Raw genomic sequence first — 22,486 nt, 5'->3', positions numbered from 1 at the left:
GAAACAATTCCCCCTAATATACACAAGAAGTCCACAAAGTTATCCACAGTTTGTTGATAACTTTCCTATAAATAATGAATGCCTCCGAACCCGGAGGAGTTGTTTTATCATAACAAATTCGGACAGGGCTCTCAACGAACAAGGCAGGTAAAACCCGGCCTGTGGAAAAAATCCCTTTCTTGACCTGGGAATGTGAGGCGACTATAATTAAAGCCACATTTGCGCGAGAGTCGGGGGGTGACGAATTTATGAAGCGGACTTTTCAACCGAACCGTCGACACCGGGCTAAAGTTCATGGTTTTAGAAAACGCATGTCCACCAAAGCTGGCCGTATGGTCATTAAGAGGCGCCGTCAAAAGGGCCGAAAGCGTTTGGCTGGCTAGACCATGGCAAAATTTCAGCGGCTCAAACGGCGTTCTGATTTTGGACGGGTTTTCAAGTTTGGACGCACGGTAGGCGATCGGTATATTGTCCTGTTTATTCTTGGTAACGGCCGCGGAGAAGGGCGCATCGGTTTTACCTCACAGCGGTCCGCTGGCTCCGCGGTGAAGCGAAACAGGATTCGTCGTCGTATGCGTGCTCTTTTTTCCCTTTTTGCGCCGGATATGAAAGCATGTGGAGATATGATTGTTTTGGGTAAAAAAGCCGTGTTGTCGGAAGATTGGGACCGTCTTGTTCAATCCATGCGGCGATTATTAGTGAAGGGTGGCTGCTTGGACAAGCGGATGTGATGGAGAAAGCGGGTAACAGCTGGTGAAGACGTTGGTCATTGGGCTAATCCGTGTCTACCAAAAATATATATCTCCGATGACTCCCCCCAGTTGCCGATATATGCCAACCTGCTCGCAATACGCGGTGGAAGCCGTATCGAAGTACGGGGTGCCCAAAGGTGGTTATTTGGCGGTCAAGCGTGTATTGCGATGCCATCCCTTTCACGAGGGGGGCTACGACCCTGTCCCATAGTTCGTTAAGGAGGCTGTAAATGGCTATTTGGGGCGGATTTTTGAGCATAATTCGTGGGGCGTTTGTGTTGTTCACGGGGTGGACCCACAATTATGTGCTGGGGATTATTCTGCTCACATTGCTCGTGCGTCTGATTCTTTTGCCGCTTGGGGTGTATCAAGCCCGGTCGATGCAAAAGATGGCCAAGGTAGGGCCTAAACAACGGGAACTGCAAAAGCGGCATAAAGGTAATCCGCAGCAATTGCAAAAGGAATTGGCGTTGCTCTACAAGGAGGAAGGCGTCAATCCTGCATCGGGATGCTTGCCGTTATTATTGCAGATTCCGGTCATGTATGGGTTGTTCGACGTATTGGAGCGATTTCATTACGTCTATCACAATTATGGATTCTGGGTATGGGAGAATTTGGCGAAACCGGATCCGACCTATATTTTGCCAATCTTAGTGGCTATTAGCACGTTCTTTATGCAGAAGCAAACGATGCAAATGACACCGCAGCAGCCTGGAATGGAACAGAGTCAAAAGATGATGTTGTGGATGATGCCCATTGTTTTTGGTTACGTGGCATCCCGGTTTCCCGCAGGACTTTCTGTGTATTACGTGATTTCCAATCTCTTTCAGTTGGGACAGACGACGTGGTTGTTACGCAAGCCGCTGAAGGATGCATCAGGCGGGGGCGCTCAGGCCACGCACTGACACGAGGGAAGACCGCGCTGAAGCGCGGTTTTTGCTTATTACGGGGCAAGGAGACGACGGTGGAGTGGAAATACCCCAATGGGTTACGCCAGAAATGGCTAAGAAGCTGCAGTCATCAACGTATGAGGCGCAGTTGATGCAGATGATGACAGAGCTTTTAGATGTACCAATGAACGTAACAGGCTTTCGAACGATTGCGGATTTGTGGGATCACGGGGTATTGGATGCGGTGTATTCCTTGCAGGCTGTCGACATGACAAAGGTCCGACAAGGAGTGGATATTGGCAGTGGTGGTGGATTTCCGGGCATGGTCATGGCGATTTTATATCCGGAAGTGGAGTGGGTTCTCGTAGAATCACGAGCCAAACGGGCCGATTTTTTGGAAGACATGAGTAACAAATTGGGACTAGAGAACGTGACCGTCTTCGCCCAAAGGGCGGAAGATATGATTCAAATGGACCCCTCATGGAGGGAATCGGCAGAGTTTGTGACGGCACGCGCTGTGGGCCCCTTGGCGATAGCGTTGGAGTTAAGTGTGCCGTTTATGGCTGTGGATGGTTATGGAGTATACCCCAAAGGGTCGTCACAAGCGGCCGATGAGGTGCGTGTGGCGAAATCGTTAGGGCGCAGGTTAGGGGCGGAATTTGTGTCGGTTTCGGAACCGTATGGTCCTCGCTTGAGTTCGCGGTTGGTTACGGTGAAAAAAGTCCATCCCACACCGGTGATGTATCCTCGAAAAGCTCGCGAGTTAGGGGACCGCGGCTAAAGTGTTTCTTTTTAGGGGAGCGGGACAAGCATGCTGCCCGGTGCCGAGATCGTTTATAATGCGGAGTAAGGCGTGTAATGGGTGATGTAGGCTTTACGGCCGGTGGTCTCCTTGTGGCCAAGCCGTTATTGAATTCAATGCAACAGGAGGCACCATTTTATGGGCCGAATCATCGCGGTGGCCAATCAGAAGGGTGGGGTCGGCAAGACAACGACGGTGATTAATCTTGCCGCCTATCTGGCTGATTCGGGCAAGCGCGTTCTTGCGGTAGATATTGATCCCCAAGGAAATACGACGACAGGTTTGGGGATTGAAAAACACACGGTCGATGCGTCCATTTATGATGTGTTGTTAGAGGGACAGCCGTTAATGGAAGCCTTGGTCCCCACTGATGTAGTGGGCTTGCATTTAGTGCCAGCCACGATGGATCTCGCAGGGGCCGAGGTGGATTTATCGAAGGCAGATCACCGGGAAATGCGGCTTAAAGCCGCATTGATGATCGTCAAGGAACGCTACGATTATATTTTCATTGATTGTCCACCCTCTTTGGGTTTATTAACGGTGAATGCCTTGTGTGCAGCGGATCGCGTGATGATTCCGATTCAATGTGAGTTTTTTGCATTAGAAGGACTATCACAATTGTTATCAACCATTGAGCTGGTTAAATCTCATCTCAATCCTACGCTGGCTTTAGAAGGCATTTTGCTCACAATGTTTGATGGGCGGACCAATCTTGCTACGCAAGTGGCGGATGAAGTACGTAATCATTTTACGTCTCAAGTGTATCAATCCGTCATCCCGCGGACGGTGCGTCTAAGCGAAGCGCCAAGCCATGGGTTGCCGATTATGCGATATGACCCGAAATCGCGCGGAGCAGAAGGGTACCGCGCGCTAGCGGAGGAGGTGATGGCCCATGGCTAAGGCACGGGGATTAGGTCGGGGTTTGTCGTCTTTAATTCCTGGTAGCGCAGATGATGCGGTAAGGGAAGAGCCCCGCGACGGACAAGCGGTTTCCGCGGTGCCGCTAAACCAGGTTAGTTCCAGTCCTTTTCAGCCTCGAAAGCATTTTGGAAGCGAGGAACTTCAAGAGCTCGCGCAATCGATCCGGACGCACGGGATAATTCAGCCCATCGTGGTGCGGCCGTGGCAAGAAGGATATCAGCTGGTTGCTGGGGAAAGGCGTTATCGGGCTGCAAAATTAGCGGGATTGAGTGAAGTGCCTGCCTTGATTCGTCCCTTGTCTGATCCAGATGCCATGGAAATTGCGCTAGTGGAGAATCTACAACGTCGCGATCTTAATCCGATGGAGGAATCGTGGGCGTATTTTAAACTGACACAGGAGTTGGGGTGGACGCAAGAAGCCTTGGGCGAAAGAGTGGGCAAATCCCGATCGCACATTGCTAACTATTTACGGTTATTGAAGATAGCACAAAGGAACAGAATTGTCAGCAGAGGAAACTCATGGAGTGTTCCTCAAGGAACATTCTGTGCGTGGAAGGAGTGTTCCTCAAGGAACAATGTCACATGTATTGGGTGCGTTAATCAATGGAGTCGGCATCGTGGTTGGGTCCTTAATCGGGCTCTTGTGGGGGAAACATCTCGCCGAAGATTTTCGTGGACAAGCGCTTAAAGTAATTGGTCTCTTTGTCGTGTTAATTGGATTAAAAATGGCGTGGCCATTACCGGATCCTATTAACACGCTCCTGTCGATTATTTTAGGGGCATGGTTGGGCTCGGCTTTGCAGCTAGACCGCCGATTAGAACACTTTGGTGCTTGGGCTGAATCGCGCGTGGGACAATCGGGATTCGCCAAAGGCTTTGTCGCCGGGACATTAATTTTCAATATCGGAGCGATGGCGATTTTAGGTGCCTTGCAAGATGGCTTGACAGGCAAGTTCACCATTCTTGCCACTAAAGCGGTGCTAGACGGTACGACGGCGATTATTTTGACTTCGGTCGCTGGGTGGGGTGTCATGGCTGCTGGCGTGGTCACTGCGCTTTACGAAGGGGCTTTATCGTTGTTGGCAGGAGACTTGTCGACCGTTTTGAAAGGGGTTCTCCTGACAGATGTCACGGTGGTGGGTGGCCTCATGATTGCGGCGATTGGGCTGAATTTTATTCTAGACAACGGCGTGATCAAGATTGGCAACTTGCTGCCGGCGTTATTATTTCCGGTTCTTCTGTTGTGGCTAAAGAGCCATGGGCTCGAATTCTTGTGATTGGGGGATTTGTCGAATGCTATCCGGTTTGCCCTTATCTTGGGTCGCGGTAGGCAGTGCTGGCATTGCCGCGTTAGCGGTCGTCATCGCTTTGTGGGCTTTAATCTCTGCGGCTCGTCTTCGTAAACGAATCACCCGCTTAATGCGAGGGGGTGGCTCGAGTCTCGAAGAAACCATGGCCAAGACGCACGAGGCGGCCGAGTCCGCCAGGACCATGGCAGGTAGCTTTGATGCCCGGATCGAACTATTAGAGGCAAAAACTGCTCAAACCCTCAATAAATTCGGCTTGGTGCGTTTCAATCCGTTTGAAGATACCGGTGCTGACCTGTCTTTCTCCTTGGCCTTGCTCAACGACAGCGGGGATGGTATTACATTGACGAGCCTTTGGGCGCGCAATGAAGTGCGCCTCTATGCCAAACCAATCAAAGACCGTACGAGCCGCTATGCCCTGAGTCAGGAGGAAACGCGTGCAATCGAGCTGGCGATGTCTACGCGCTTAGACACGGGCGAGGGTAGGTCCCGCGTCAACGCCTCGCGATCCTCATAACAGGGTCTGCACCAGGGACATGAAAAACGCATTTAGCCTAACCCTAAACTATGCACAAAGGCCTCGGATATGCACGAGGCCATTTTCATCACAAGATTTAAGCGGGTGTTCTGCAGCACAAAAAATTCCATAAAGCCACCGACGTTGACCGTTCCCGTCAAATGATACCGTCCCAAGGGCGGTAGCTGTTTGTTCACTCCCGCTCCTGGACGCAAGGGACCAAAACTCGCGGTGATGCTCCCGACATCGCTCAATTTACCTAATGAGGCGTCGACAGCTAACACCCGACTGCTGAGGATGGCAGGATAGGCGCGAATCATCTCTGTGAGATTGGCCGCGTGCACGGGATCATCGAGCGTCCCGAGCACCCGAATCGGATGAATACGAGCGCCGATTAAATTACTGCCGACAAGGGGGCCTAAGGCATCACCGGTCGAGCGGTCGGTGCCAATACAAACGACGACCTCCGGCACACCCTCCTTGCGCCATAGCCATTTCATCGCCGCGCTTAATTCCGACACTGCCCCTGGTGCGTCGTATTGGACCCTTTTATCTGCATAACCGCCGTTGCGGTTGACCCCTAATTCTGCCAACACTTGTTCCCCCCATATCTGTTATGACTATTTTATCCAACTCCCATCATAGATGTACTGAAAAGGGGGAAATCCATGAAATCCTCATCGATTGCAGTGGCGATGGCTTATGTGGGAACCGTAATAGGGGCGGGTTTTGCAAGTGGCCAAGAAATTTGGCAGTTCTTTTCACGCTTTGGCTTATGGGGCGGATGGGGCATTGCTGTGGCAGCTCTTGGCTTTGCGCTCGTGGGATGGCTCGCATTAGAACGAGGACGAGCCGGCGTCCATGACTTTGGAACATTGCTTGCCTCCGTGTATCCACCGTGGGCCGCCTATATTGCAGAAGGCTTGACCACGGCCTTTTTGGTGGTGGGGGTTGTTGTGGTGGTTTCCGGTGGGGGCGCTGCGCTCGCCTTTTTTAGTCTGCCTTCTATCCTTGGAAAAGCTTTGACGCTCCTAGTGATTATCGCTGTTGCGAGTCGTGGTGGGAATGCAGTCACTATCGCTAACTCATTTATTGTGCCGTATTTAATCATGATGACGGTAGCTGTTGCCTGGCTTTACCCACACAACCTCCTGACTCACGGATCGCCGGACCATTCGTGGGCATGGGCTTTGTCAGCACTGCTTTATGTATCGTATAATTTGTTTACAGCGTTAATGGTGCTCCTAGCTCTGGGATCCCGTCTGACGTCTTTTAAATCGACGGGGGTGGCCGCTGGACTCGGAGGGGCTATCCTAGGACTTTTGGCCTTTTTGGAACATGGGGTGCTTTTGCGCCTATCTGTGATTGGTGACCTGCCAATGCTGACTGCGGCTCACCAGATTCATCCGGGTCTTGGGTTTTTATTTGCAGCAAGTCTTTGGTTGGCTCTGATGACAACCGGCATTGGGGGGGCCTTTGCCCTAGGAGAACGATTTGGCCGCTCCCGTTTGTGGTGGCTGGTGTTCACGATAATTCTTACGCCTTTGAGTTTTAAAACACTAGTCAGTTTGCTGTATCCCGTGATGGGGGTGTTGGCGGTTATGTTATGGCTTCCCCTATTTGTTACACCAACAAGGAGCGAGTGAGTCTTGTGAGTAATCATCAAACCGAAAGTCCGCCGTGGGACAGCCAAGGCCAAACATGGTTGATGCAGGGCACGCATGCGTGGGAGGGTGGCGAACGCGAGCAAGCGTTGGACATTTTCCACCGCATTATTGACGCCTATCCCGAGCGCCCTGAAGGTTATAATAAAATCGGCGTGATATACGCGGAAACGGGCCAACTTGACGACGCGGAAAAATATTTTTTGTATGCGTTATCCAAAGACCGTATGCATGTCCCGGCGCTGACCAACTTGGGAAATATATACCTTGAACGGGGGCAGCTTACGGAAGCGATTCAGCACTATGCACTAGCCTTACAGGCGGATCCGGAATATCCTCCTGCCCACCGCAACTTGGGGGTAGCATATCGGCGCCAAGGACGCATTGGTGCTTCTGTGTCGCATCTGAAACGCTCGCAACGCCTTGAGGCGCGGAGGCTCGACGAAAAAGCGCGCGCGGAACGGCGCTTGCAGCCGGGACCCGCTAAAAGCGGCCCCAAGATGGAACTGTCACATTTCGGGGTCCGGTGGGCTCTGTGGATTCTCGCAGCCATCGTTGTCACCGGATGGCTGCTTACAAGGGGTAAACTATAAATGCGTCGTAAACCGCCCATGATCTTAAGGATTTTCGGTATGGTTGTGACGGTGGTGTTGCCCATCGTGGTGCTTTCGTTATGGAGCGCATGGAGTGGTCCGCTTCCACTATTGGTCAAGGATTTGGTGGCATTCGTGTTGGCTTCAGCGGCTGCTCAACTAGGTTTTTTGCTCACAAAAGCTCGCGCGACCGCTATGATCGGACAAGACGTGGCGATAGCAGGTGTTGCGGGTGTGGGATCGTGGCTGGCAGAAAAACTGGCATTGGCTCAAGGTGGGGGCGCAGCGAATACGGCTCTGATTGCTTTAATAGCGGCGTATGTCTTAGCTCTTTGGCCCCATGACCGACGCCGCCTTTCACCAAGACACTAAGGACCTATTGGTCCTGAAGGAGGACATCGGAATGCGTTGGGTGGATATCGCAATTCTTCTCTACATCGCGGTTGGCGCGGTGAGTGGAATACGGCGTGGCCTTATTACGGTTCTATTTAGCCTAGCCGGTTATGTGATGGGGATTATTGTGGCCGCTCAGTATCAAGCTGGCCTCACTCAAACGCTTATGGCCTCGCTTCCGGTTACCACATGGGCTAGGCGGCTCTTGCCAGGGCCTGCCGCAAGTGTGCCTGGTTACACCCTGCAAGCCGACGACCTTATTCATACCTTGGTCGCGCTGTTGGTCTTTTTAGTTATCGTCGGGGCTATCGAGTTTCTCGGCCGATTGCTGGGAGAGTTTTTAACCCGCATCGTTAAGACACTCAAAGTGACGGGATTTTTGAATAAAGTAGGAGGAGCCGCCGCGGGCTTGGCTGAACACGGAGTTTTGGTGGGATTAGTGATTACCCTGATGTTCGCCTTGCCCATTTTCCAGCATAGTCCCATTACCAATGACATGCGGCACGATGCGTTGGTCATGGCGCTGCGTGGGTGGTTTGGCCATCTTGCTAAATTACCAGGAGGGACATTTTTGTAATGCATTGGCCACCACACATGCTTTGGGACCTCGCTGAGTCCGCTGTCATTATTCTTGTCGCCAGCATTTTCCTTCGGGTTATGGCGCGTGTATTTAAGCATATGGAAACCGGGCGAACCGGTAAACCCAGTCAGCGTAAAACGACCATTGCCCGCTTATTGACCTCTGTTGTCCGCTACGTGACAGATTTTGTAGTCATTGTCATGGTATTGGGACGTTTTCACGTGCAAACAACCTCCCTGATTGCGGGGGCAGGGATTTTAGGCTTGGCGGTTAGCTTTGGTGCGCAAGGCTTGGTACAAGACGTAGTTACCGGAATCTTTTTGTTGTACGAAGACCAATTTGGCGTTGGCGACCATGTCACGTTTCCCGCACTGACTTTGTCTGGCACCGTCCAGGAAGTGGGGATCCGTATAACGCGTCTCACCGGGTTGTCTGGGGAAACCGTCATTGTCCCGAATCGTCTGATTCTCGAAGTTAAAAACTACAGCCGGGGTTCGCTCGGCGTATCAGTCGTGATTCCGGTGTCCGCTGATGAGAATCCCGACCGGGTCCGCCGGGCATTGGACTACGCGGTGCAAAACCTCCAAGATGTGGTGCCTGGAGCATCTTTGGTGGGTATTACCGGTTTTTCGAATGGCACGGTGGAGTGGACGATTAGTGCCTCCGCCACGCTTGCGACACAATCCGCCGCCAGCCGTGATATTCGAGAATATGTGGCACAAGCGTTTTATGACGAACACATTCATTTCGCCGGCATGGGAAAGGGACCTGTTAATTATGACACCAGTTCAGTATCAAATTAACGATATTGTTGAACTGAAGAAACCGCATCCCTGTGGGAATAAACTGTGGATAATCACACGCACGGGAATCGATTTTGGCTTGAAATGCCAAAAATGTGGCCACCGTGTCATGATTCCTCGCAAAACCTTTGAGCGCGCCGTGAAGCGTGTGGTCACACCGGAAAAAAATACGGGGGCGTAAGCGCTACGCACTGAATACAATAAGGGGCAACGCATCAACTACCAAAAAGGAGGAGTCAGCGTGGCAACAAAGCGGGTCGTAGTGCTGATGGGAGGCCCCTCCGCAGAATACAGTGTGTCCATGGCGAGTGGCGCAATGGTGATGGAGGCCCTTAAAAGTTTTGAGGACTTGGACGTCCAAGCGGTCATCATTCATGAAGATGGCGTATGGGAAAAGACCACGGCGGTGCCGCACGGCCATATGCGCCCTGCGGCCCTTATCCGCCCCAATCCTCCCAGGCGCCACATCCTAGAGGGTCTAAGTTTATTGGAGGACGCCGATGTAGCGTTTGTTGCCCTTCATGGCAGTTTTGGGGAAGATGGGACCATGCAAGCGGTGCTGGAAACCTTGCATTTACCGTATACAGGAAGCGGACCTCTGGCATCGGCCCTGGCCATGAACAAGCGCCGCGCCAAGGAGTTGTTCCAGTGGCACAGACTGCCCCTTGCCCCTGATTTTTACATTCCCTATCTTGATCCCAATGCCATACAGCAACTTCTGCCGCAAATTGAGAGCCGTCTGGGATATCCTCTCGTGGTTAAACCGAATGATGGCGGATCCAGTGTAGGCATTCATATGGCGTCTGATCGGGATAGTCTGCGTGAGGCCCTTTATGACCTTAAGGAATACCCAAGACCTTTGTTAATTGAGAAACGGCTCTCCGGACGTGAGCTGACTTGCGCGGTCCTCGAAGAACCCGATGGGAGCGTGCGCCCGTTGCCCGTCATTGAGATTGTTCCCCACGCCGGGCAGTTTTTCGATTTCAATGCCAAGTATCAAGATCAAGGATCCGAGGAGATTTGTCCGGCTCAAATTGATGTGCGCAGTACGCGCCGAGTGCAAGATTTAGCGGTAAGGGCGCATCAGATTCTTGGCTGCCGGGGATTTTCCCGAGCGGATTTTATTTTAACGGCGGATGGCCCCTATCTGCTGGAGGTTAACACCATTCCGGGAATGACGCCCAACTCGCTTTTACCCAAGGCTGCTCAAGCGGCGGGATTAGCCTTTCCGACCTTGATGCGGCAATTACTGGACCTTGCGCAAAACCCTCGGGCATCGTCTTAAGCGCCCCCCCAAAAAAGGGGGGAGATCGCCAACAAATTCAACAGGTTTTCTGTAACGCCTGGCGATTATGATAGAGGAGCGGACACGCTTGAGCACGCATTGCACCAGGCTGGCTATTTTGGTATAATCGCCTTTGTCTGGGTGAAAGCCCACACCACCCTGCTCCGGTGAAGAACGGAGCCCCCAGTTGCTGGGTGACCGTAGAGGAGGTGAAAAGTTTGGCTCAGTATGAGCTTATGTATATTTTAAAACCCGATTTGGGCGAAGAGCAGACACAGGCTGATATCGACCGTTTCAATGAGGTCATTACCGCCCAGAATGCAACCATTACCAAAGTGGATAAATGGGGCCGCCGTAAGTTAGCGTATGAAATTAACAAGCTAACCGAAGGTTTTTACATGCTAGTGACCTTTGAGGGTGCTGGCGACATTGCCAACGAGATAACCCGCGTGCTCAAAATTCATGACGACGTGGTACGCTCCATTGTCGTGCGCTTGGATGAGTAGAGAGGGAGGATCTCCATGCTAAACCGCATTATTCTTATTGGCCGGCTGACCCGTGATCCGGAACTGCGCTACACTCCCCAAGGGGTGCCCGTGGCGTCTTTTTCTTTAGCAGTCGATCGGCCTTTCGCGAATCAGCAAGGCCAGCGTGAAGCGGATTTTATTGATTGTGTGGCATGGAGAAAGCTTGGCGAAACTGTTGGCAATCACCTGACCAAGGGGCGTTTGGTCGCTGTGGAAGGGCGTTTACAAATTCGCAGTTACGAAGCGCAGGATGGCACCAAGCGCAAAGTCGCTGAAGTGATTGCTGATAGTGTGCGGTTTTTGGACCGTCCTCGAGATGGCCAAGTCCCCGGTAGTCCTGCAGACGTCGGAATGACGGACGATGTGGCCTTTCCCGATGACCTTCCCTTTTAAAGCGAATCAGGAAGGAGGTATAAGCGATGCGAAAAGAACGAGGGCGTCGGCCTAAAAAGAAAGTTTGTGGATTCTGTGTGGATAAAGTGGAGCATGTCGATTATAAAGAAGCGTCACGATTGCGGCGATACGTTACCGAACGTGGCAAAATACTCCCCCGCCGGATTTCCGGAAATTGCGCCAAGCATCAACGGCAGATGACAGTAGCCATCAAGCGTGCGCGGAACATGGCGCTTTTGCCATATACCATTGAATAGCGACAAAGAGCACGCAGCGCGTGCTCTTTTTCTTCACGAGCCCTTGGCCTCGTGATAAAGGCAGGTGAAAGCGGATGCTGCAAAACTTCGAACCGTTTGGAGACACGTGGTTGCGTCCGGAACGTTTCGATACGATTACCGTTTTTCTAAGGCGTCTGGAACTTGTGTTGGAGTTCTTTTTTTTGACCTCCTATGCAGTGACTTTGGCAGGCCTTCTCGTCAACTTCCCAGGCAGTCAGCCTCTGGTGCGATTGGCCATGCCTTTAGGCATCAGTTACGCCGTCATGCGACGAGGATGGGCTATCTCGTTCGCGGTCGCCATCTTCAGTGCGTTGGCCATCTTTTTATTCCCCAAGGCTACAACCGGGCCTGAGTTTTTTGCTTTGACAGCTCTCCCCGTGTGGGCCGTCACCGGGTGGGCATATAAAACCCATCAGAGAGCGGTGTGGCGCTGGGTGGGTACGGTGTTGGCGATGGCTAGCAGTGATATCCTGATAGCCATGGCATTTTATCCTCACTGGCCTTCTGTTATTCTCAAATGGAGTACGGGGCCTATTGTCGCGATCAGCGGGCAGTTGGCACTCCAAATCCCAAACGTTCCGCTCTATTGGCCCTTGTGGTTCATTCTTGAGCAAGTTCTCGAAGGTACCGCAATCTTTTTGGTCCTAGCATTTTTTGCTGATTTAGCCGCGCTCCCTCTCCCCCAAGTGCCTCGCTTTGGCACATGGGTCATGCCGAAAGGGGTGTTGGGTCTTTTAACGGTGTTGTTCTTAGCGGTGTTTTGGGGCCGTACCAGCCATCTTTTGCCTGCGGCTTTAGTGGAATCCATCATCATCTTATTGGTGAGTTACGCGGTCGTGGGGGTTAATGTGCTGTGGGGCTTGGGGCAAATCATTGGGGTACCGAAACCGATGCGTGTCGCGTTGTTGCTCTTACTCGCCGTGGGAGCATGGGTTGGAGTGGGACTTCTGACGTTAATCGGAATTTATGATAGTCTATGGGATTTAAGGCAGTACGTGAGGACATTGAGGAGGTCATCGTAATGCGTGTTATTCTCTTGCAAGATGTGCGGGGCAGCGGCAAAAAGGGCGATATTATTGAGGTCAAGGATGGGTATGCGCGCAATTATTTAATTCCCAAAGGCCTGGCAGCCGAAGCGACCAAGGCTCGCGAATTAGAAATTAAGCAGCAAAAAGCTCGGGAGACCGCCCAACATAACAAAGAGCTGGAGCAATACCGCAGTTTGGCGCAGGCTTTAAAAGGTCAGACTTTTGTCATGCGGGCCAAAGCAGGCGACCAGGGGCGGCTCTTTGGAGCCATTACCACCAGTGACGTGGCCGCTGTCTTGAACGACCGAGGATACAAGCTGGACCGAAAAAAGCTGGAGGTCGAACCGATCCGTCACTTAGGCACGTATACCGTACGATGCCACTTTTATCAAGACATCGTTGCGGATTTTCAACTGCACGTCATGGCGGAATAACGGTACCGCAAGGAGGCCGATGATGGAAGACAATATTAAAGACCAAGAACCTAAAGCGAAGAAGCGCGCCAATACCTTAGAGCGGCGGGTGGCAGCTTTGCATGATATTCTTATGCAAATCTATGGACCTGAGCGACTCATCTTACGCGCAGGGAAATTGCAAGCGCTCAAATATCTGCGATCGGATGACATTGGATTGCGGGCCCTAGCCCTCGCCAAGCTGGTCCGGGAAGATCCGTCATTAAACGAAGTGCCCACCCGTAAAGAAATAGGTCCCTTGCTTAACGATTTGGAAGATGAATTGGCGGACATTTTAGCGCGACGGACCTTGGAGGATGACCTCGAGAAGCGGATTGCGGAAAAAATGCAGGAGAAGCATGAAGACTACGTCCGCGACATTCGTAATCAAATTCTGAAAGAGGATGTGGGTCCGGAATCTCCAGAAACCCTGAAGAAATTTGCAGCCTTAGTCAAGTTGGATGAAGGGGGCCTCACCCAATCAGCCCTTGAGGTCATGCGCCCGAGTCGCCTTGATGAGGTCATAGGTCAAGAGGATGCGATTGACAGCCTTTTGGCTAAACTCGCTTCGCCTTATCCGCAGCATGTCCTTCTCTATGGACCGCCGGGGGTGGGCAAAACGACGGTCGCCCGGCTGGTTTTGGCTGTAGCCCGCAAGCTGCCTCAAAGTCCTTTTAGTGAAGAGGCTCCGTTTGTGGAGGCGGACGGGACGACCCTGCGTTGGGACCCGCGTGAAATTACCAATCCCCTCTTGGGGTCTGTACACGACCCTATATATCAAGGCGCGCGCCGGGATTTGGCCGAAAGCGGCATTCCCGAACCCAAAACGGGTCTGGTTACAGACAGTCATGGGGGCGTGTTATTCATCGACGAAATCGGAGAAATGGATCCGATTTTGCAAAATAAGTTGTTAAAAGTCTTAGAAGACAAACGCGTCTACTTTGACTCGCCATATTACGATCCGTTGGATCCGAACGTGCCTAAGTATGTGCACAAGCTGTTTGCCGAAGGCGCTCCTGCCGATTTCATTCTTATTGGTGCGACGACCAGAAGTCCTGAGGATATTTCGCCTGCCCTGCGTTCGCGCTGCGCGGAAATCTATTTTGAACCGCTGACGCCTAAAGACATTGCTCGCATTGTCATGCAAGCGGCCGAAAAGCTGCAAGTGCGCATCGACGACGGGGCGGTAGACTTGGTGGGCCAGTATACGCTTGAAGGGCGCAAGGCGGTGGGATTGGTGGCGGATGCGTTTTCTGTCGCGTACTTGCGGATGAACAAGCGGCCTGACGTCATTACGCCTGAGGTCATGAAGGATGTGATCAGCCGTTCGCGGCTCATCCCGGTAAAGCCACCTGTAATCAAAGAGCCGATGATAGGTCGGTCACTCGGTCTCGCAGTTGCGGGATACCAAGGGATGGTCTTGGAAATTGAAGCCACCGTGTTCCCAACACTGAAAGAGGGAGAAGGGCGTTGGCGCTTTAATGATACCGCAGGGTCCATGGCAAAAGACTCTGTGTTTAATGCGGCGACGGTTTTACGACAATTGACGGGGCGGGACCTTACCCAATATGATGTTCATGTCAATGTGGTCGGGGGTGGCAATATTGATGGGCCCTCGGCGGGTGTCGCAATCTTTGCGGCTGTGTATAGTGCGCTTACCCAACGGCCGATCCGATCGACCGTGGCGATGACAGGGGAACTCTCCTTGACGGGAAGGGTTAAGCCTGTGGGTGGTATTCCGGAGAAGATTTTTGGGGCACGACAAATTGGCCTGACCACGGTGTTGGTGCCTGAGGACAACGCCGGCGATGTTCCGCCTGGTATTCGGGATATGCGCATTATTTTGGTCAAAACCGTGGAAGATGTGTTAACTGAGGTGCTAGTGTGAGTATAGAAGCCGTCAGGACTCCTCCGCATAGTATTGATGCGGAAGTGTCTGTACTAGGAGCCATGCTGATCCATCCTGATGCAGCGTCTAAAGCGATAGAAATCTTGCAGCCCGAAGATTTCTATCATGAGCCCCACCGTGCGATTTTCGAAGCGGCCATGAGTTTGTTTAACCAAGCCAAGCCATTGGATGTCGTGGTGCTAGGCGATGAGTTGCGCCAGCAAGGGCAATTGGAGGCCACCGGTGGACTGGCCTATTTAATGGAACTGGCCTCGTCGGTGCCGACGGCAGCGCACGTGGAATACTACGCCCGCATTGTGAAAGAGTCGGCCATGACGAGGCGCATTATTTCTGTTTCAACCAAACTGGTGACTGACGCGTACCAAAATGAAATGCCAGCCCAGGATTTGCTGGACCGGGCCCAGAAAGAGCTGTTTTCTTTAGCTCAAACAGGACAACGTGATTACGTGAGTTTGCACCAAGTGCTGTTGGAGACCTTTACGCGGCTTGAGGTCCTTTACGCGAACAAAGGCAAGTTGGTCGGACTGCCGACGGGCTTTCACGATTTGGACCGGATGACGGCCGGCTTGCAGCGTTCAGATTTGATTATTGTTGCTGCCCGCCCCTCCATGGGCAAAACCATGCTTTGCTTGAATTTGGCGCGTTATGTGGCGCTGCATGATCACACCCCGGTTGCCTTTTTTAGCTTAGAAATGTCCCGAGAACAGCTGGCCTTGCGACTGTTGAGCGCAGAATCCGAACTTCCAGCGCAAAGACTGCGGACTGGGGAAATGGATGACAATATGTGGGCTATTGTGAGCCGCGCGTTAGGCCGGCTAGGGGAAGCGCCCATATTTATCGACGATACCCCAGGCATCACCGCTTTGGAACTGCGAGCTAAAGCGCGGCAAATGAAAGTGCAGCATAATATTGGGCTGATTATCATTGATTATATGCAGCTGATGTCAGGGCGTCGGTCAGAGAACCGCCAACAAGAAATTTCCGATATCTCGCGGTCACTCAAGGCGCTGGCTCGCGAACTCGATGTTCCTGTTATGGCGTTGTCGCAGTTGTCACGGGCGGTGGAAAGCCGCACCGATAAAAGACCGATGTTATCAGACCTGCGCGAATCAGGGGCCATCGAACAGGACGCGGATATTGTCGCCTTTTTATACCGCGATGATTATTATACGAAAGACTCAGCAACACCGGATATTACGGAGTTAATCGTGGCCAAGCAGCGCAACGGTCCTACGGGTACCGTGAATTTGCTGTTTAAAAAGGACATTGGCAAGTTCTTTAACACGACCTCTGTAGAACCATAATCCATCAATGGCTGACGTTATGAACGATTTCAGCATAGAAGGGACGAGAGAGATGTCAACAGTAGTCGTGGTAGGCACTCAATGGGGTGACGAAGGGAAAGGCAAAGTCATAGACTTCCTCGCACAGCAAGCAGATGTGGTGGTACGCCACCAAGGCGGTAACAATGCAGGACACACCGTGGTGGTGGAGGACGAAGAATACCGCCTACATTTGATTCCCTCAGGCATTTTATATCCTGATACCTTGTGCGTCATCGCCAATGGAGTTGTCGTCGACCCGCGTGTGCTTTTTGAAGAGATTGACTACTTGCATCGGCGGGGCATACCCACCGATCGCCTGCGGATCTCGTCCGAAGCGCATCTGATTATGCCATATCACACCCGCCTCGACGCTTTGGCGGAGGATCGGCTGGGTGTGAATAAACTGGGGACAACATTGCGGGGCATTGGACCGGCATATATGGACAAGGCGGCACGCACCGGTTTGCGCGTCGTTGACCTTCTATATCCTGCACAATTTGCGACCCGGTTAAAGCGAATCTTGGATGAAAAGAATCGCATATTATCCAAGGCCTACGACGTTGAGCCCTTCGACTATGATGAGTTGTTGCAACTGTATCTGTCTTACGGAGAGCGCATGAAGCCTTATGTGGCCAACACGTCGGTGGTCATTAATGACGCCATTGATAATCATGAACGGGTGCTCTTTGAAAGCGCGCAAGGCACCATGTTAGACATCGACCACGGGACCTATCCGTTTGTGACGTCGTCCCATCCTATTGCAGGCGGGGCTTGTATTGGTGCAGGTGTCGGTCCCACCCGCATTGATCAAGTCTATGGGGTGGTTAAGGCGTATACGAGCCGGGTTGGCGATGGGCCATTTCCCACCGAATTGCATGACAATGTGGGTGCTGACTTGCGTGAACGCGGCCATGAATATGGTACAACCACGGGGCGGCCTCGGCGTATTGGATGGCTCGATGCGGTGGTGCTGCGTCATGCTGTCCGTGTTAATGGCTTGACAGGGCTGGCCGTGACCCGTTTAGACGTCTTAGATGATATGCCCGAGGTAAAAATCGGGGTCGGCTACCGCTATCATGGTGAATTAATTCATGAATTACCCGATAGTGTTGAAGTTTTTTCGAGCCCGAATATGTGCTGTTGTGTCTCATACTGACCTTGTCACGTTTTCCCACAATATGATTACGGACCATTTGGCGTTCGGGACCTCAGGAAATCTCAGTGTTCGTGAAGGCGATCTGCTATGGATTACCCCTTCAGGTGTGCCTTTTGACGAGGTCACGGTCCAAGACTTGGTTGGCATTCACGTGGACACCGGTCAGCAGATCGCAGGCAGTGCGCGCCCCTCCTCAGAATTGCCGCTACACCGGGCCGTATATCAGGCGCGTGCAGACGTCCAGGCCATCGTCCATACCCATTCCGAATATGCGGCTGTGTTTGCCGCCTGTAAAGAACCTGTGTTGCCTGTCCATTATCAGCTGGCTCCTTGGGAATATGAGATTGTGTGCGCCGATTATGCGACTTATGGCACCTACGAGCTGGCACAAAATGCGGTAGCTGCTTTGGGTGCGGATCACCACGTCATTTTGTTGCAAAATCATGGGCTTTTGGCCGTCGCGGGAACGTTGGCCGATGCTGGGTCCAAGGAGTATGTGGGCGTTGCTGGATTTCCCCACGGCTAAGGTCATGGCCGCTTTGTGGCTGGCCTTTACCCTGTGGTCGGCGTGGGAGGTGCAGGCCCCATGATGCAGCGAGTGGGCCGGAAATGGGCGTGGATTCTTGTCGCCGTCGGGGCCGCGTTAGTGGCGGGATACAGTACATTGGTATGGAGTATGCGCACGGTACAGGCAACCGTCCCCACGCGTATTGTCATTAATGTGGTGCAGCATAAACTTTATCTATACAGAAATCATAAGCTCTTCCATACGTATCCCGTCGCCGTAGGCAAACCGGAAACACCGAGTCCCCGGGGAGAATTTGTGGTGACCCAAAAAGCTATTTGGGGGGATGGGTTTGGCACGCGCTGGATTCGCTTCTCGGCACCTTGGGGTATTTATGGCATTCATGGCACAAATAAGCCGTGGTCGGTGGGCACGGTGGCGTCTCACGGCTGTTTTCGGATGTACAATCACGATGTCGAACAAGTGTACGCCTTAGTGTCAATTGGCACCCCTGTGACTGTTGAGGGCATTACTCCCTATGTGAAAATCCGGCGTCCCATAAATCCCGGACAAATTGGGCAAGATGTAGTAGAATTGCAACGGCTCTTGCGCCTTGCGCGGGTCTATTCTGGACCCTTGGGCGGCGTCTACACGCCAGAGGTGAAAAAAAGTGTGGAAACCTTTCAGACGATGGTGCATTTACCGGTCACAGGGGTTGCCACGCTTGAGACGACGGCGAAATTATTAGAGTATACGCATCAAACAGGGGCTAAGCCAGGCTACCTGGTACGACCGAGTTGATAGTTGAAATTTAGAGCGAAACGGTGTATAGTAGCCAATGGAACTGCTAACGTAGCTCAGTCGGTAGAGCAACGGTTTCGTAAACCGTAGGTCGTGGGTTCGAATCCCTCCGTTAGCTCCATTGTATTTTGCGCAGCATGGAGCAAATGAAAATGGACATATTGATTGCCCCTACACGATTTCTTCCCAATGTTGGATCACAAGCCGTCGCAGACGCTTTGGAACGCGGCGTTAAACGCTGTCCTGATATTTCCCACGTAATATTACGACCAGTACCTGAAGGCGGACGCGGTACGATGGATACCGTGGTTCGCGCACTTTTTGGGCGTGTGCGCCGCAGCCACACGGTGAATGCCATGGGTCGTCCGGTCGATGCCCGCTGGGCTATGTTTCCGGACGGTACGGCTTGGGTGGATGCCGCTGAGATCTTAGGAGGCAACGAAGTCACCGATGTGAGCCGAGCTAGCTCGTGGGGATTAGGCCAATTGATTGCGGAAATCGCACGCTGGAAGCCTTCCCGTCTCGTGATTGCACTCGGCGATGTGATGACCCATGATGGCGGTTTAGGCCTTTTAGACTTCTTTGGTGTCCATGGTTACGATGTCCACGGTCGGCCGCTTGTGAACGGAGTGCGCGCCGTGGAACTGCTGGATCATGTGGGCGGGATCGCCACCGTTCCCGACATTCCGATGATCGTACTCTATCCCCATGGGTGGCACATGACCGGCAATACCGGCACGACCTGGCAGCAGGGGTTATCCAAAGGCATCGCGCCCTTTCAATTGACAAGCCTTGAGAACCATATGCAGCACGTTTCCCAGCAGCTAGAACAGTTTTGGGGACGAGCGTTGTCTTCCCTAGAAGGCAGCGGTGAAGGAGGCGGGCTGGGTATGGCGCTAATGGGACTGGGCGCACAGGCGTATTCGGCCACGGAATATCTCTTAGATATTTTGCAGATGGAATCCTTCTGGCGCGGTGTCGATTGGGTACTGACGGCACAGCCCACACTCGAAGCAACGCAACCTTTTAGTCTCGCTCCTGCATTGGCCCGGCGTTTGAGGGGAACAAAGATCCCCCTAATTGCGATTACGGAGCGCGTAGGCCAACACTATGAACAATTTTACGACATAGGCCTAAGCGGTATTTACCCCTTAACAGATAAGCCGCGTAGTGCCAAAGAGACAGAGCGCAGTCGTATTCATCTGCTCGAACAGGCGGCTTTTCGTGTGGCTATGTGGATGCGCGCCCTCCCTAATCACATGTGACCGCACGCTGTTAGGGTGTAAGACGCACGTAGCGCGTCACGGCATCCGTGGTGATGCATGTGACTTGGCCGCGCAGGCGCAAATATTCCAAATGGGCCAGTGTCTCGGTCAAGGCAAAACGCCATTGCGAGGGTGTGAGCGGTCGGCGAAACAGAGACTGCGCAACTTCGTAAGCGGTGTGGGGTTGGCTAATGCGGGTTAGCACCTGCTGAGCTCGCTCATGGTGATGCGCGACAATTTCATCAATCCGGTCTGACAAGGCAACAATGAGGGCTTCGTGGGCGGGTAAGGCCAGCTTAACGGGTAGGGTTTGTAAGGTTTTAAGCGAGGTCAAATAGGACGCTAGGGGATCGGGATCCGCGTCAGGCCAGAAGCTAATGTTGGGCGTGATGCGGTCAAGGACTTGATCGCCCGTAAACAGCAACTCGCGACTGGGCCAATATAAAACCAACTGATGATCGGTGTGCCCCTTTTGTTCTATCACCTGCAAGTCGCCAAGATAGGTATTGGCTTGTAGGCCTTGAATAACCGGCGGCAGTTTGACGGCCTGGGCCCAAGTGCGTTCCTCCTCCAGGACGTGAACATCTGTGGCGGGCAATCCATGCTGCGTAAAGAAAGAGGAAAACGACAAATGCTCGGTAAACACCTGATAGGCGGTGTCTTTTTCTTCCTCTAACATCATGACCGGGCACTCCCATAAGGCTTGGGCAAAGCTTGACAAGCCGATATGGTCGGGGTGAAAGTGAGTGATGACAATACCCCAGACCCGGCCGGGTCTTAGTCCCAGGGTTTCGGACGCACGCTGCCACACATCACGCGCTTCGGGAGTGTCCATGCCCAGATCTACCACCAACACTCCTTGGGGCAAGGTGATGACATAACTGTAGAGCCAAGCATTTGCAGCCTATTGCATTTGCCTCATCGAAGACCATTGAACCAGGTGAACTGGTGGTGGCGATTGGCAATGCCTTAGGGCTCTCCCACACGGTGACCACAGGGATTATTTCCGCTAAAGACCGGGTGATGTTTCATGACGGATGGGAATATCATCTCATTCAAACCGATGCAGCCATTAATCCCGGCAACAGCGGGGGGGCGTTGGTCAATGCCCGGGGTGAACTCATTGGCCTCAATTCCAGTAAGATTGCTCAAGCTGGCGTGGAAGGGATTGGATTTGCGATTCCTAGTGACACGGTGAAAGAGATTTCGCAACAGTTGATTTTATATGGCCATGTGAAACGGCCGTGGTTAGGAGCTACCGTGGAGTCATCAGGTCCGCGGTCATTTGGATTGCTGGTGGTGGGGGTGGTTCCGTCAGGTCCTGCTGCGCGAGCTGGTATTCAGCCAGGCGACTTTATTGTGGCCGCCGACGGAATTCCTGTTCACCAAAAAGAAGATATTGTGAGGGTTTTTCAGAATGTGGGAGTCGGTCGGGCCGTGCGTCTTGACATTATGCGGGGAACTCAACGCTTGCAAAAAGTCGTTACACTACAGGAACTGCCGATGAAGCCGCGCCAAGCGGGGTAGATATAGGAGGCTCTCTCGCATTCTCGTTATGCGGGAGAGCTCGACGACGCGTTATCGACAAGACGTTCTTTACCGTTGTGCTAATGAAAACCGTAAGCTATGGTGGCGCTAAGCATCTTTACTAATCATGAAAGCGGATAGCTATTCGGCAAAGGTGGGAATTCTAAGGGGCACGGCCTTGGCAGGATGCTAGGTGCATCCATAAGGTGGCTTACATAGATGGCGCAATCTTTGGGCCTTGCTCTGTGGCTACAGAGGTTAAAGCTATAGAGGGAGACTGTGGAACATAAGGAGCAAGCGCGTGTAAGAAAAACTCCCACGCATGCCAGTTCCTGCGTGAGAGCTTTCCTTATCCACGAGGAGGAAATGCCCAGTGCCAGAACCAGGGCCATCCCATTGTGGCGAAGACTGTTGTCGCGACGGCCAAAACCGAAATCCATAAAATGTGGCGCGTGACAGGCCATTGCCGATCGGGATGACCGCCCCAAATAAGCGAGAGCAGAAGCGCGCTACCCAAGGTCGTAAGGGCTAGGACGAAAATATGGGGAAGGGATAAGGAGCGGCTGCCCACGGCTGACCGAATCAAGACGATAGAGGATCCCCCGCCAAATGTCGCTGCGAGTGCTGATAATAAAGCGTGCCCAGCCGTTTGCCGATTTTCAGCGGGATTGTCTTCATGCACTAGAAACCCCTCATTTCTGTCAGAGTTCTCTATGTGATATGTATGTGCAATATGGGCCAATAGTACAAGCTACAAAGCCTCTTTCTGGCCCTCGAGCCGCAAAACCTGTAAACTGAAAAGGCAAAGGAAAC

30 protein-coding genes, 1 tRNA gene and 1 pseudogene are annotated in these 22,486 nt (G+C 52.5%); 29 read left to right on the top strand and 3 right to left on the bottom strand.

Annotated elements, in window-relative coordinates:
* Positions 1–248 precede the first annotated feature (248 nt).
* The 9 genes from rpmH to ORD20_RS16300 all read left to right on the top strand — a co-directional run bounded on the left by rpmH (position 249) and on the right by ORD20_RS16300 (position 5,189).
* The gene (rpmH, locus tag ORD20_RS16340; RefSeq protein WP_103374076.1) at positions 249–383 is read left to right on the top strand and encodes a 50S ribosomal protein L34; all 135 of its coding nucleotides are present in this window, start codon (positions 249–251) and stop codon (positions 381–383) included.
* A 3-nt stretch (positions 384–386) separates the two neighbouring features.
* Complete coding sequence (gene rnpA, locus ORD20_RS16335; RefSeq protein ID WP_103373997.1) at positions 387–731, top strand: ribonuclease P protein component; 345 nt, start codon at positions 387–389, stop codon at positions 729–731.
* Between the two features lie 19 nt (positions 732–750).
* Positions 751–963 carry a membrane protein insertion efficiency factor YidD gene (yidD, locus tag ORD20_RS16330; protein WP_207654599.1) on the top strand — a complete coding sequence of 71 codons (213 nt, stop codon included), beginning with the start codon at positions 751–753 and terminating at the stop codon, positions 961–963.
* A gap of 19 nt (positions 964–982) precedes the next feature.
* Positions 983–1,657 (top strand): YidC/Oxa1 family membrane protein insertase, encoded by a 675-nt coding sequence (locus tag ORD20_RS16325; RefSeq protein ID WP_103373999.1) that lies wholly within the window; start codon positions 983–985, stop codon positions 1,655–1,657.
* Positions 1,658–1,721: 64 nt separating this feature from the next.
* Positions 1,722–2,423 carry a 16S rRNA (guanine(527)-N(7))-methyltransferase RsmG gene (gene rsmG, locus ORD20_RS16320; RefSeq protein WP_158246117.1) on the top strand — a complete coding sequence of 234 codons (702 nt, stop codon included), beginning with the start codon at positions 1,722–1,724 and terminating at the stop codon, positions 2,421–2,423.
* A 159-nt stretch (positions 2,424–2,582) separates the two neighbouring features.
* Positions 2,583–3,344, top strand: coding sequence for a ParA family protein (locus ORD20_RS16315; protein WP_103374001.1), 762 nt, complete (start codon positions 2,583–2,585; stop codon positions 3,342–3,344).
* Positions 3,337–4,053 carry a ParB/RepB/Spo0J family partition protein gene (locus ORD20_RS16310; protein ID WP_430626377.1) on the top strand — a complete coding sequence of 239 codons (717 nt, stop codon included), beginning with the start codon at positions 3,337–3,339 and terminating at the stop codon, positions 4,051–4,053. Before ORD20_RS16315 ends, ORD20_RS16310 begins: the two co-directional genes overlap by 8 nt.
* Complete coding sequence (locus ORD20_RS16305) at positions 3,983–4,642, top strand: DUF554 domain-containing protein (RefSeq protein ID WP_430626376.1); 660 nt, start codon at positions 3,983–3,985, stop codon at positions 4,640–4,642. The genes ORD20_RS16310 and ORD20_RS16305 overlap by 71 nt, the downstream gene beginning before the upstream one ends.
* A 16-nt stretch (positions 4,643–4,658) precedes the next feature.
* Complete coding sequence (locus tag ORD20_RS16300; RefSeq protein WP_158246118.1) at positions 4,659–5,189, top strand: DUF4446 family protein; 531 nt, start codon at positions 4,659–4,661, stop codon at positions 5,187–5,189.
* 32 nt (positions 5,190–5,221) lie between these two features.
* On the opposite strand, the gene yyaC is transcribed toward ORD20_RS16300, so the two are convergent.
* A complete protein-coding gene (yyaC, locus tag ORD20_RS16295) occupies positions 5,222–5,785 on the bottom strand; it encodes a spore protease YyaC (RefSeq protein ID WP_430626375.1) in 564 nt (187 codons plus the stop codon).
* Positions 5,786–5,857: 72 nt separating this feature from the next.
* Here yyaC and ORD20_RS16290 point away from each other — a divergent pair, with 72 nt between their 5' ends.
* From ORD20_RS16290 to ORD20_RS16200, 19 genes and pseudogenes are all read left to right on the top strand, one after another.
* Positions 5,858–6,835 carry a YkvI family membrane protein gene (locus ORD20_RS16290; protein ID WP_103374005.1) on the top strand — a complete coding sequence of 326 codons (978 nt, stop codon included), beginning with the start codon at positions 5,858–5,860 and terminating at the stop codon, positions 6,833–6,835.
* A gap of 5 nt (positions 6,836–6,840) precedes the next feature.
* Positions 6,841–7,446 (top strand): tetratricopeptide repeat protein, encoded by a 606-nt coding sequence (locus ORD20_RS16285; RefSeq protein ID WP_242968172.1) that lies wholly within the window; start codon positions 6,841–6,843, stop codon positions 7,444–7,446.
* A complete protein-coding gene (locus tag ORD20_RS16280; protein WP_103374007.1) occupies positions 7,447–7,818 on the top strand; it encodes a hypothetical protein in 372 nt (123 codons plus the stop codon). It abuts the gene before it with no gap.
* A 31-nt stretch (positions 7,819–7,849) separates the two neighbouring features.
* Positions 7,850–8,416 carry a CvpA family protein gene (locus tag ORD20_RS16275; RefSeq protein WP_158246119.1) on the top strand — a complete coding sequence of 189 codons (567 nt, stop codon included), beginning with the start codon at positions 7,850–7,852 and terminating at the stop codon, positions 8,414–8,416.
* Positions 8,416–9,222 carry a mechanosensitive ion channel family protein gene (locus tag ORD20_RS16270; RefSeq protein WP_103374009.1) on the top strand — a complete coding sequence of 269 codons (807 nt, stop codon included), beginning with the start codon at positions 8,416–8,418 and terminating at the stop codon, positions 9,220–9,222. Before ORD20_RS16275 ends, ORD20_RS16270 begins: the two co-directional genes overlap by 1 nt.
* A complete protein-coding gene (locus tag ORD20_RS16265) occupies positions 9,197–9,403 on the top strand; it encodes a DUF951 domain-containing protein (protein ID WP_103374010.1) in 207 nt (68 codons plus the stop codon). The genes ORD20_RS16270 and ORD20_RS16265 overlap by 26 nt, the downstream gene beginning before the upstream one ends.
* Before the next feature lie 60 nt (positions 9,404–9,463).
* On the top strand, positions 9,464–10,507 hold the full coding sequence (locus ORD20_RS16260) for a D-alanine--D-alanine ligase family protein (protein WP_103374011.1): 1,044 nt from the start codon (positions 9,464–9,466) through the stop codon (positions 10,505–10,507).
* A gap of 218 nt (positions 10,508–10,725) precedes the next feature.
* Complete coding sequence (gene rpsF, locus ORD20_RS16255) at positions 10,726–11,013, top strand: 30S ribosomal protein S6 (RefSeq protein ID WP_103374012.1); 288 nt, start codon at positions 10,726–10,728, stop codon at positions 11,011–11,013.
* Positions 11,014–11,028: 15 nt separating this feature from the next.
* Positions 11,029–11,427: a single-stranded DNA-binding protein gene (locus ORD20_RS16250; RefSeq protein ID WP_103374013.1), complete on the top strand. Its 399-nt coding sequence runs from the start codon at positions 11,029–11,031 to the stop codon at positions 11,425–11,427.
* A 26-nt stretch (positions 11,428–11,453) separates the two neighbouring features.
* Complete coding sequence (rpsR, locus tag ORD20_RS16245) at positions 11,454–11,684, top strand: 30S ribosomal protein S18 (RefSeq protein WP_103374014.1); 231 nt, start codon at positions 11,454–11,456, stop codon at positions 11,682–11,684.
* Positions 11,685–11,758: 74 nt separating this feature from the next.
* Positions 11,759–12,727, top strand: coding sequence for a hypothetical protein (locus tag ORD20_RS16240; protein WP_103374015.1), 969 nt, complete (start codon positions 11,759–11,761; stop codon positions 12,725–12,727).
* Complete coding sequence (gene rplI, locus ORD20_RS16235; protein WP_103374016.1) at positions 12,727–13,167, top strand: 50S ribosomal protein L9; 441 nt, start codon at positions 12,727–12,729, stop codon at positions 13,165–13,167. Before ORD20_RS16240 ends, rplI begins: the two co-directional genes overlap by 1 nt.
* Positions 13,168–13,189: 22 nt before the next feature.
* Entirely contained in the window at positions 13,190–15,073 is a 1,884-nt protein-coding gene (gene lonC, locus ORD20_RS16230; protein ID WP_103374017.1) for a Lon family ATP-dependent protease, read from the top strand.
* Positions 15,070–16,398, top strand: a complete 1,329-nt coding sequence (dnaB, locus tag ORD20_RS16225) for a replicative DNA helicase (protein WP_103374018.1) — start codon at positions 15,070–15,072, stop codon at positions 16,396–16,398. Before lonC ends, dnaB begins: the two co-directional genes overlap by 4 nt.
* Before the next feature lie 52 nt (positions 16,399–16,450).
* Positions 16,451–17,545 (top strand): annotated as a pseudogene (locus tag ORD20_RS16220) (adenylosuccinate synthase); the annotation flags it as partial.
* A 16-nt stretch (positions 17,546–17,561) separates the two neighbouring features.
* Positions 17,562–18,101 carry a class II aldolase/adducin family protein gene (locus ORD20_RS16215; RefSeq protein WP_430626374.1) on the top strand — a complete coding sequence of 180 codons (540 nt, stop codon included), beginning with the start codon at positions 17,562–17,564 and terminating at the stop codon, positions 18,099–18,101.
* 60 nt (positions 18,102–18,161) lie between these two features.
* Positions 18,162–18,881: a L,D-transpeptidase family protein gene (locus ORD20_RS16210; RefSeq protein WP_242968176.1), complete on the top strand. Its 720-nt coding sequence runs from the start codon at positions 18,162–18,164 to the stop codon at positions 18,879–18,881.
* Positions 18,882–18,926: 45 nt separating this feature from the next.
* Positions 18,927–19,002: transfer RNA gene (locus tag ORD20_RS16205), tRNA-Thr, on the top strand.
* A gap of 31 nt (positions 19,003–19,033) precedes the next feature.
* Positions 19,034–20,146 (top strand): glycerate kinase, encoded by a 1,113-nt coding sequence (locus ORD20_RS16200; RefSeq protein WP_158246120.1) that lies wholly within the window; start codon positions 19,034–19,036, stop codon positions 20,144–20,146.
* A 10-nt stretch (positions 20,147–20,156) separates the two neighbouring features.
* Here the strand turns inward: ORD20_RS16200 and ORD20_RS16195 are convergent, their stop codons facing one another.
* Entirely contained in the window at positions 20,157–21,020 is an 864-nt protein-coding gene (locus ORD20_RS16195; protein WP_430626735.1) for an MBL fold metallo-hydrolase, read from the bottom strand.
* Positions 21,021–21,043: 23 nt separating this feature from the next.
* On the opposite strand from ORD20_RS16195, the gene ORD20_RS16190 reads away from it, so the two are divergent.
* Positions 21,044–21,673 (top strand): S1C family serine protease, encoded by a 630-nt coding sequence (locus ORD20_RS16190; protein WP_430626373.1) that lies wholly within the window; start codon positions 21,044–21,046, stop codon positions 21,671–21,673.
* A gap of 349 nt (positions 21,674–22,022) precedes the next feature.
* Here ORD20_RS16190 and ORD20_RS16185 read toward each other — a convergent pair whose 3' ends face one another.
* Positions 22,023–22,355: a hypothetical protein gene (locus ORD20_RS16185; protein ID WP_103374025.1), complete on the bottom strand. Its 333-nt coding sequence runs from the start codon at positions 22,353–22,355 to the stop codon at positions 22,023–22,025.
* Positions 22,356–22,486 lie beyond the last annotated feature (131 nt).

Source organism: Sulfobacillus thermotolerans (assembly GCF_039623705.1).
In the GTDB taxonomy this organism is placed as follows: domain Bacteria; phylum Bacillota; class Sulfobacillia; order Sulfobacillales; family Sulfobacillaceae; genus Sulfobacillus; species Sulfobacillus thermotolerans.
This window is presented reverse-complemented; position numbering and strand designations above follow the sequence as displayed.

Excerpts from the sequence above, each read along its gene's own strand:
- ORD20_RS16275 (WP_158246119.1), top strand. The coding sequence starts at position 7,850 with ATGCGTTGGGTGGATATCGCAATTCTTCTCTACATCGCGGTTGGCGCG.
- lonC (WP_103374017.1), top strand. The coding sequence starts at position 13,190 with ATGGAAGACAATATTAAAGACCAAGAACCTAAAGCGAAGAAGCGCGCC.
- ORD20_RS16250 (WP_103374013.1), top strand. The coding sequence starts at position 11,029 with ATGCTAAACCGCATTATTCTTATTGGCCGGCTGACCCGTGATCCGGAA.
- rpsR (WP_103374014.1), top strand. The coding sequence starts at position 11,454 with ATGCGAAAAGAACGAGGGCGTCGGCCTAAAAAGAAAGTTTGTGGATTC.
- ORD20_RS16280 (WP_103374007.1), top strand. The coding sequence starts at position 7,447 with ATGCGTCGTAAACCGCCCATGATCTTAAGGATTTTCGGTATGGTTGTG.
- ORD20_RS16240 (WP_103374015.1), top strand. The coding sequence starts at position 11,759 with ATGCTGCAAAACTTCGAACCGTTTGGAGACACGTGGTTGCGTCCGGAA.
- ORD20_RS16300 (WP_158246118.1), top strand. The coding sequence starts at position 4,659 with ATGCTATCCGGTTTGCCCTTATCTTGGGTCGCGGTAGGCAGTGCTGGC.
- ORD20_RS16200 (WP_158246120.1), top strand. The coding sequence starts at position 19,034 with ATGGACATATTGATTGCCCCTACACGATTTCTTCCCAATGTTGGATCA.
- rpmH (WP_103374076.1), top strand. The coding sequence starts at position 249 with ATGAAGCGGACTTTTCAACCGAACCGTCGACACCGGGCTAAAGTTCAT.
- ORD20_RS16310 (WP_430626377.1), top strand. The coding sequence starts at position 3,337 with ATGGCTAAGGCACGGGGATTAGGTCGGGGTTTGTCGTCTTTAATTCCT.
- ORD20_RS16270 (WP_103374009.1), top strand. The coding sequence starts at position 8,416 with ATGCATTGGCCACCACACATGCTTTGGGACCTCGCTGAGTCCGCTGTC.
- ORD20_RS16315 (WP_103374001.1), top strand. The coding sequence starts at position 2,583 with ATGGGCCGAATCATCGCGGTGGCCAATCAGAAGGGTGGGGTCGGCAAG.
- rplI (WP_103374016.1), top strand. The coding sequence starts at position 12,727 with ATGCGTGTTATTCTCTTGCAAGATGTGCGGGGCAGCGGCAAAAAGGGC.
- ORD20_RS16290 (WP_103374005.1), top strand. The coding sequence starts at position 5,858 with ATGAAATCCTCATCGATTGCAGTGGCGATGGCTTATGTGGGAACCGTA.
- ORD20_RS16210 (WP_242968176.1), top strand. The coding sequence starts at position 18,162 with ATGATGCAGCGAGTGGGCCGGAAATGGGCGTGGATTCTTGTCGCCGTC.
- rnpA (WP_103373997.1), top strand. The coding sequence starts at position 387 with ATGGCAAAATTTCAGCGGCTCAAACGGCGTTCTGATTTTGGACGGGTT.
- ORD20_RS16265 (WP_103374010.1), top strand. The coding sequence starts at position 9,197 with ATGACACCAGTTCAGTATCAAATTAACGATATTGTTGAACTGAAGAAA.
- ORD20_RS16325 (WP_103373999.1), top strand. The coding sequence starts at position 983 with ATGGCTATTTGGGGCGGATTTTTGAGCATAATTCGTGGGGCGTTTGTG.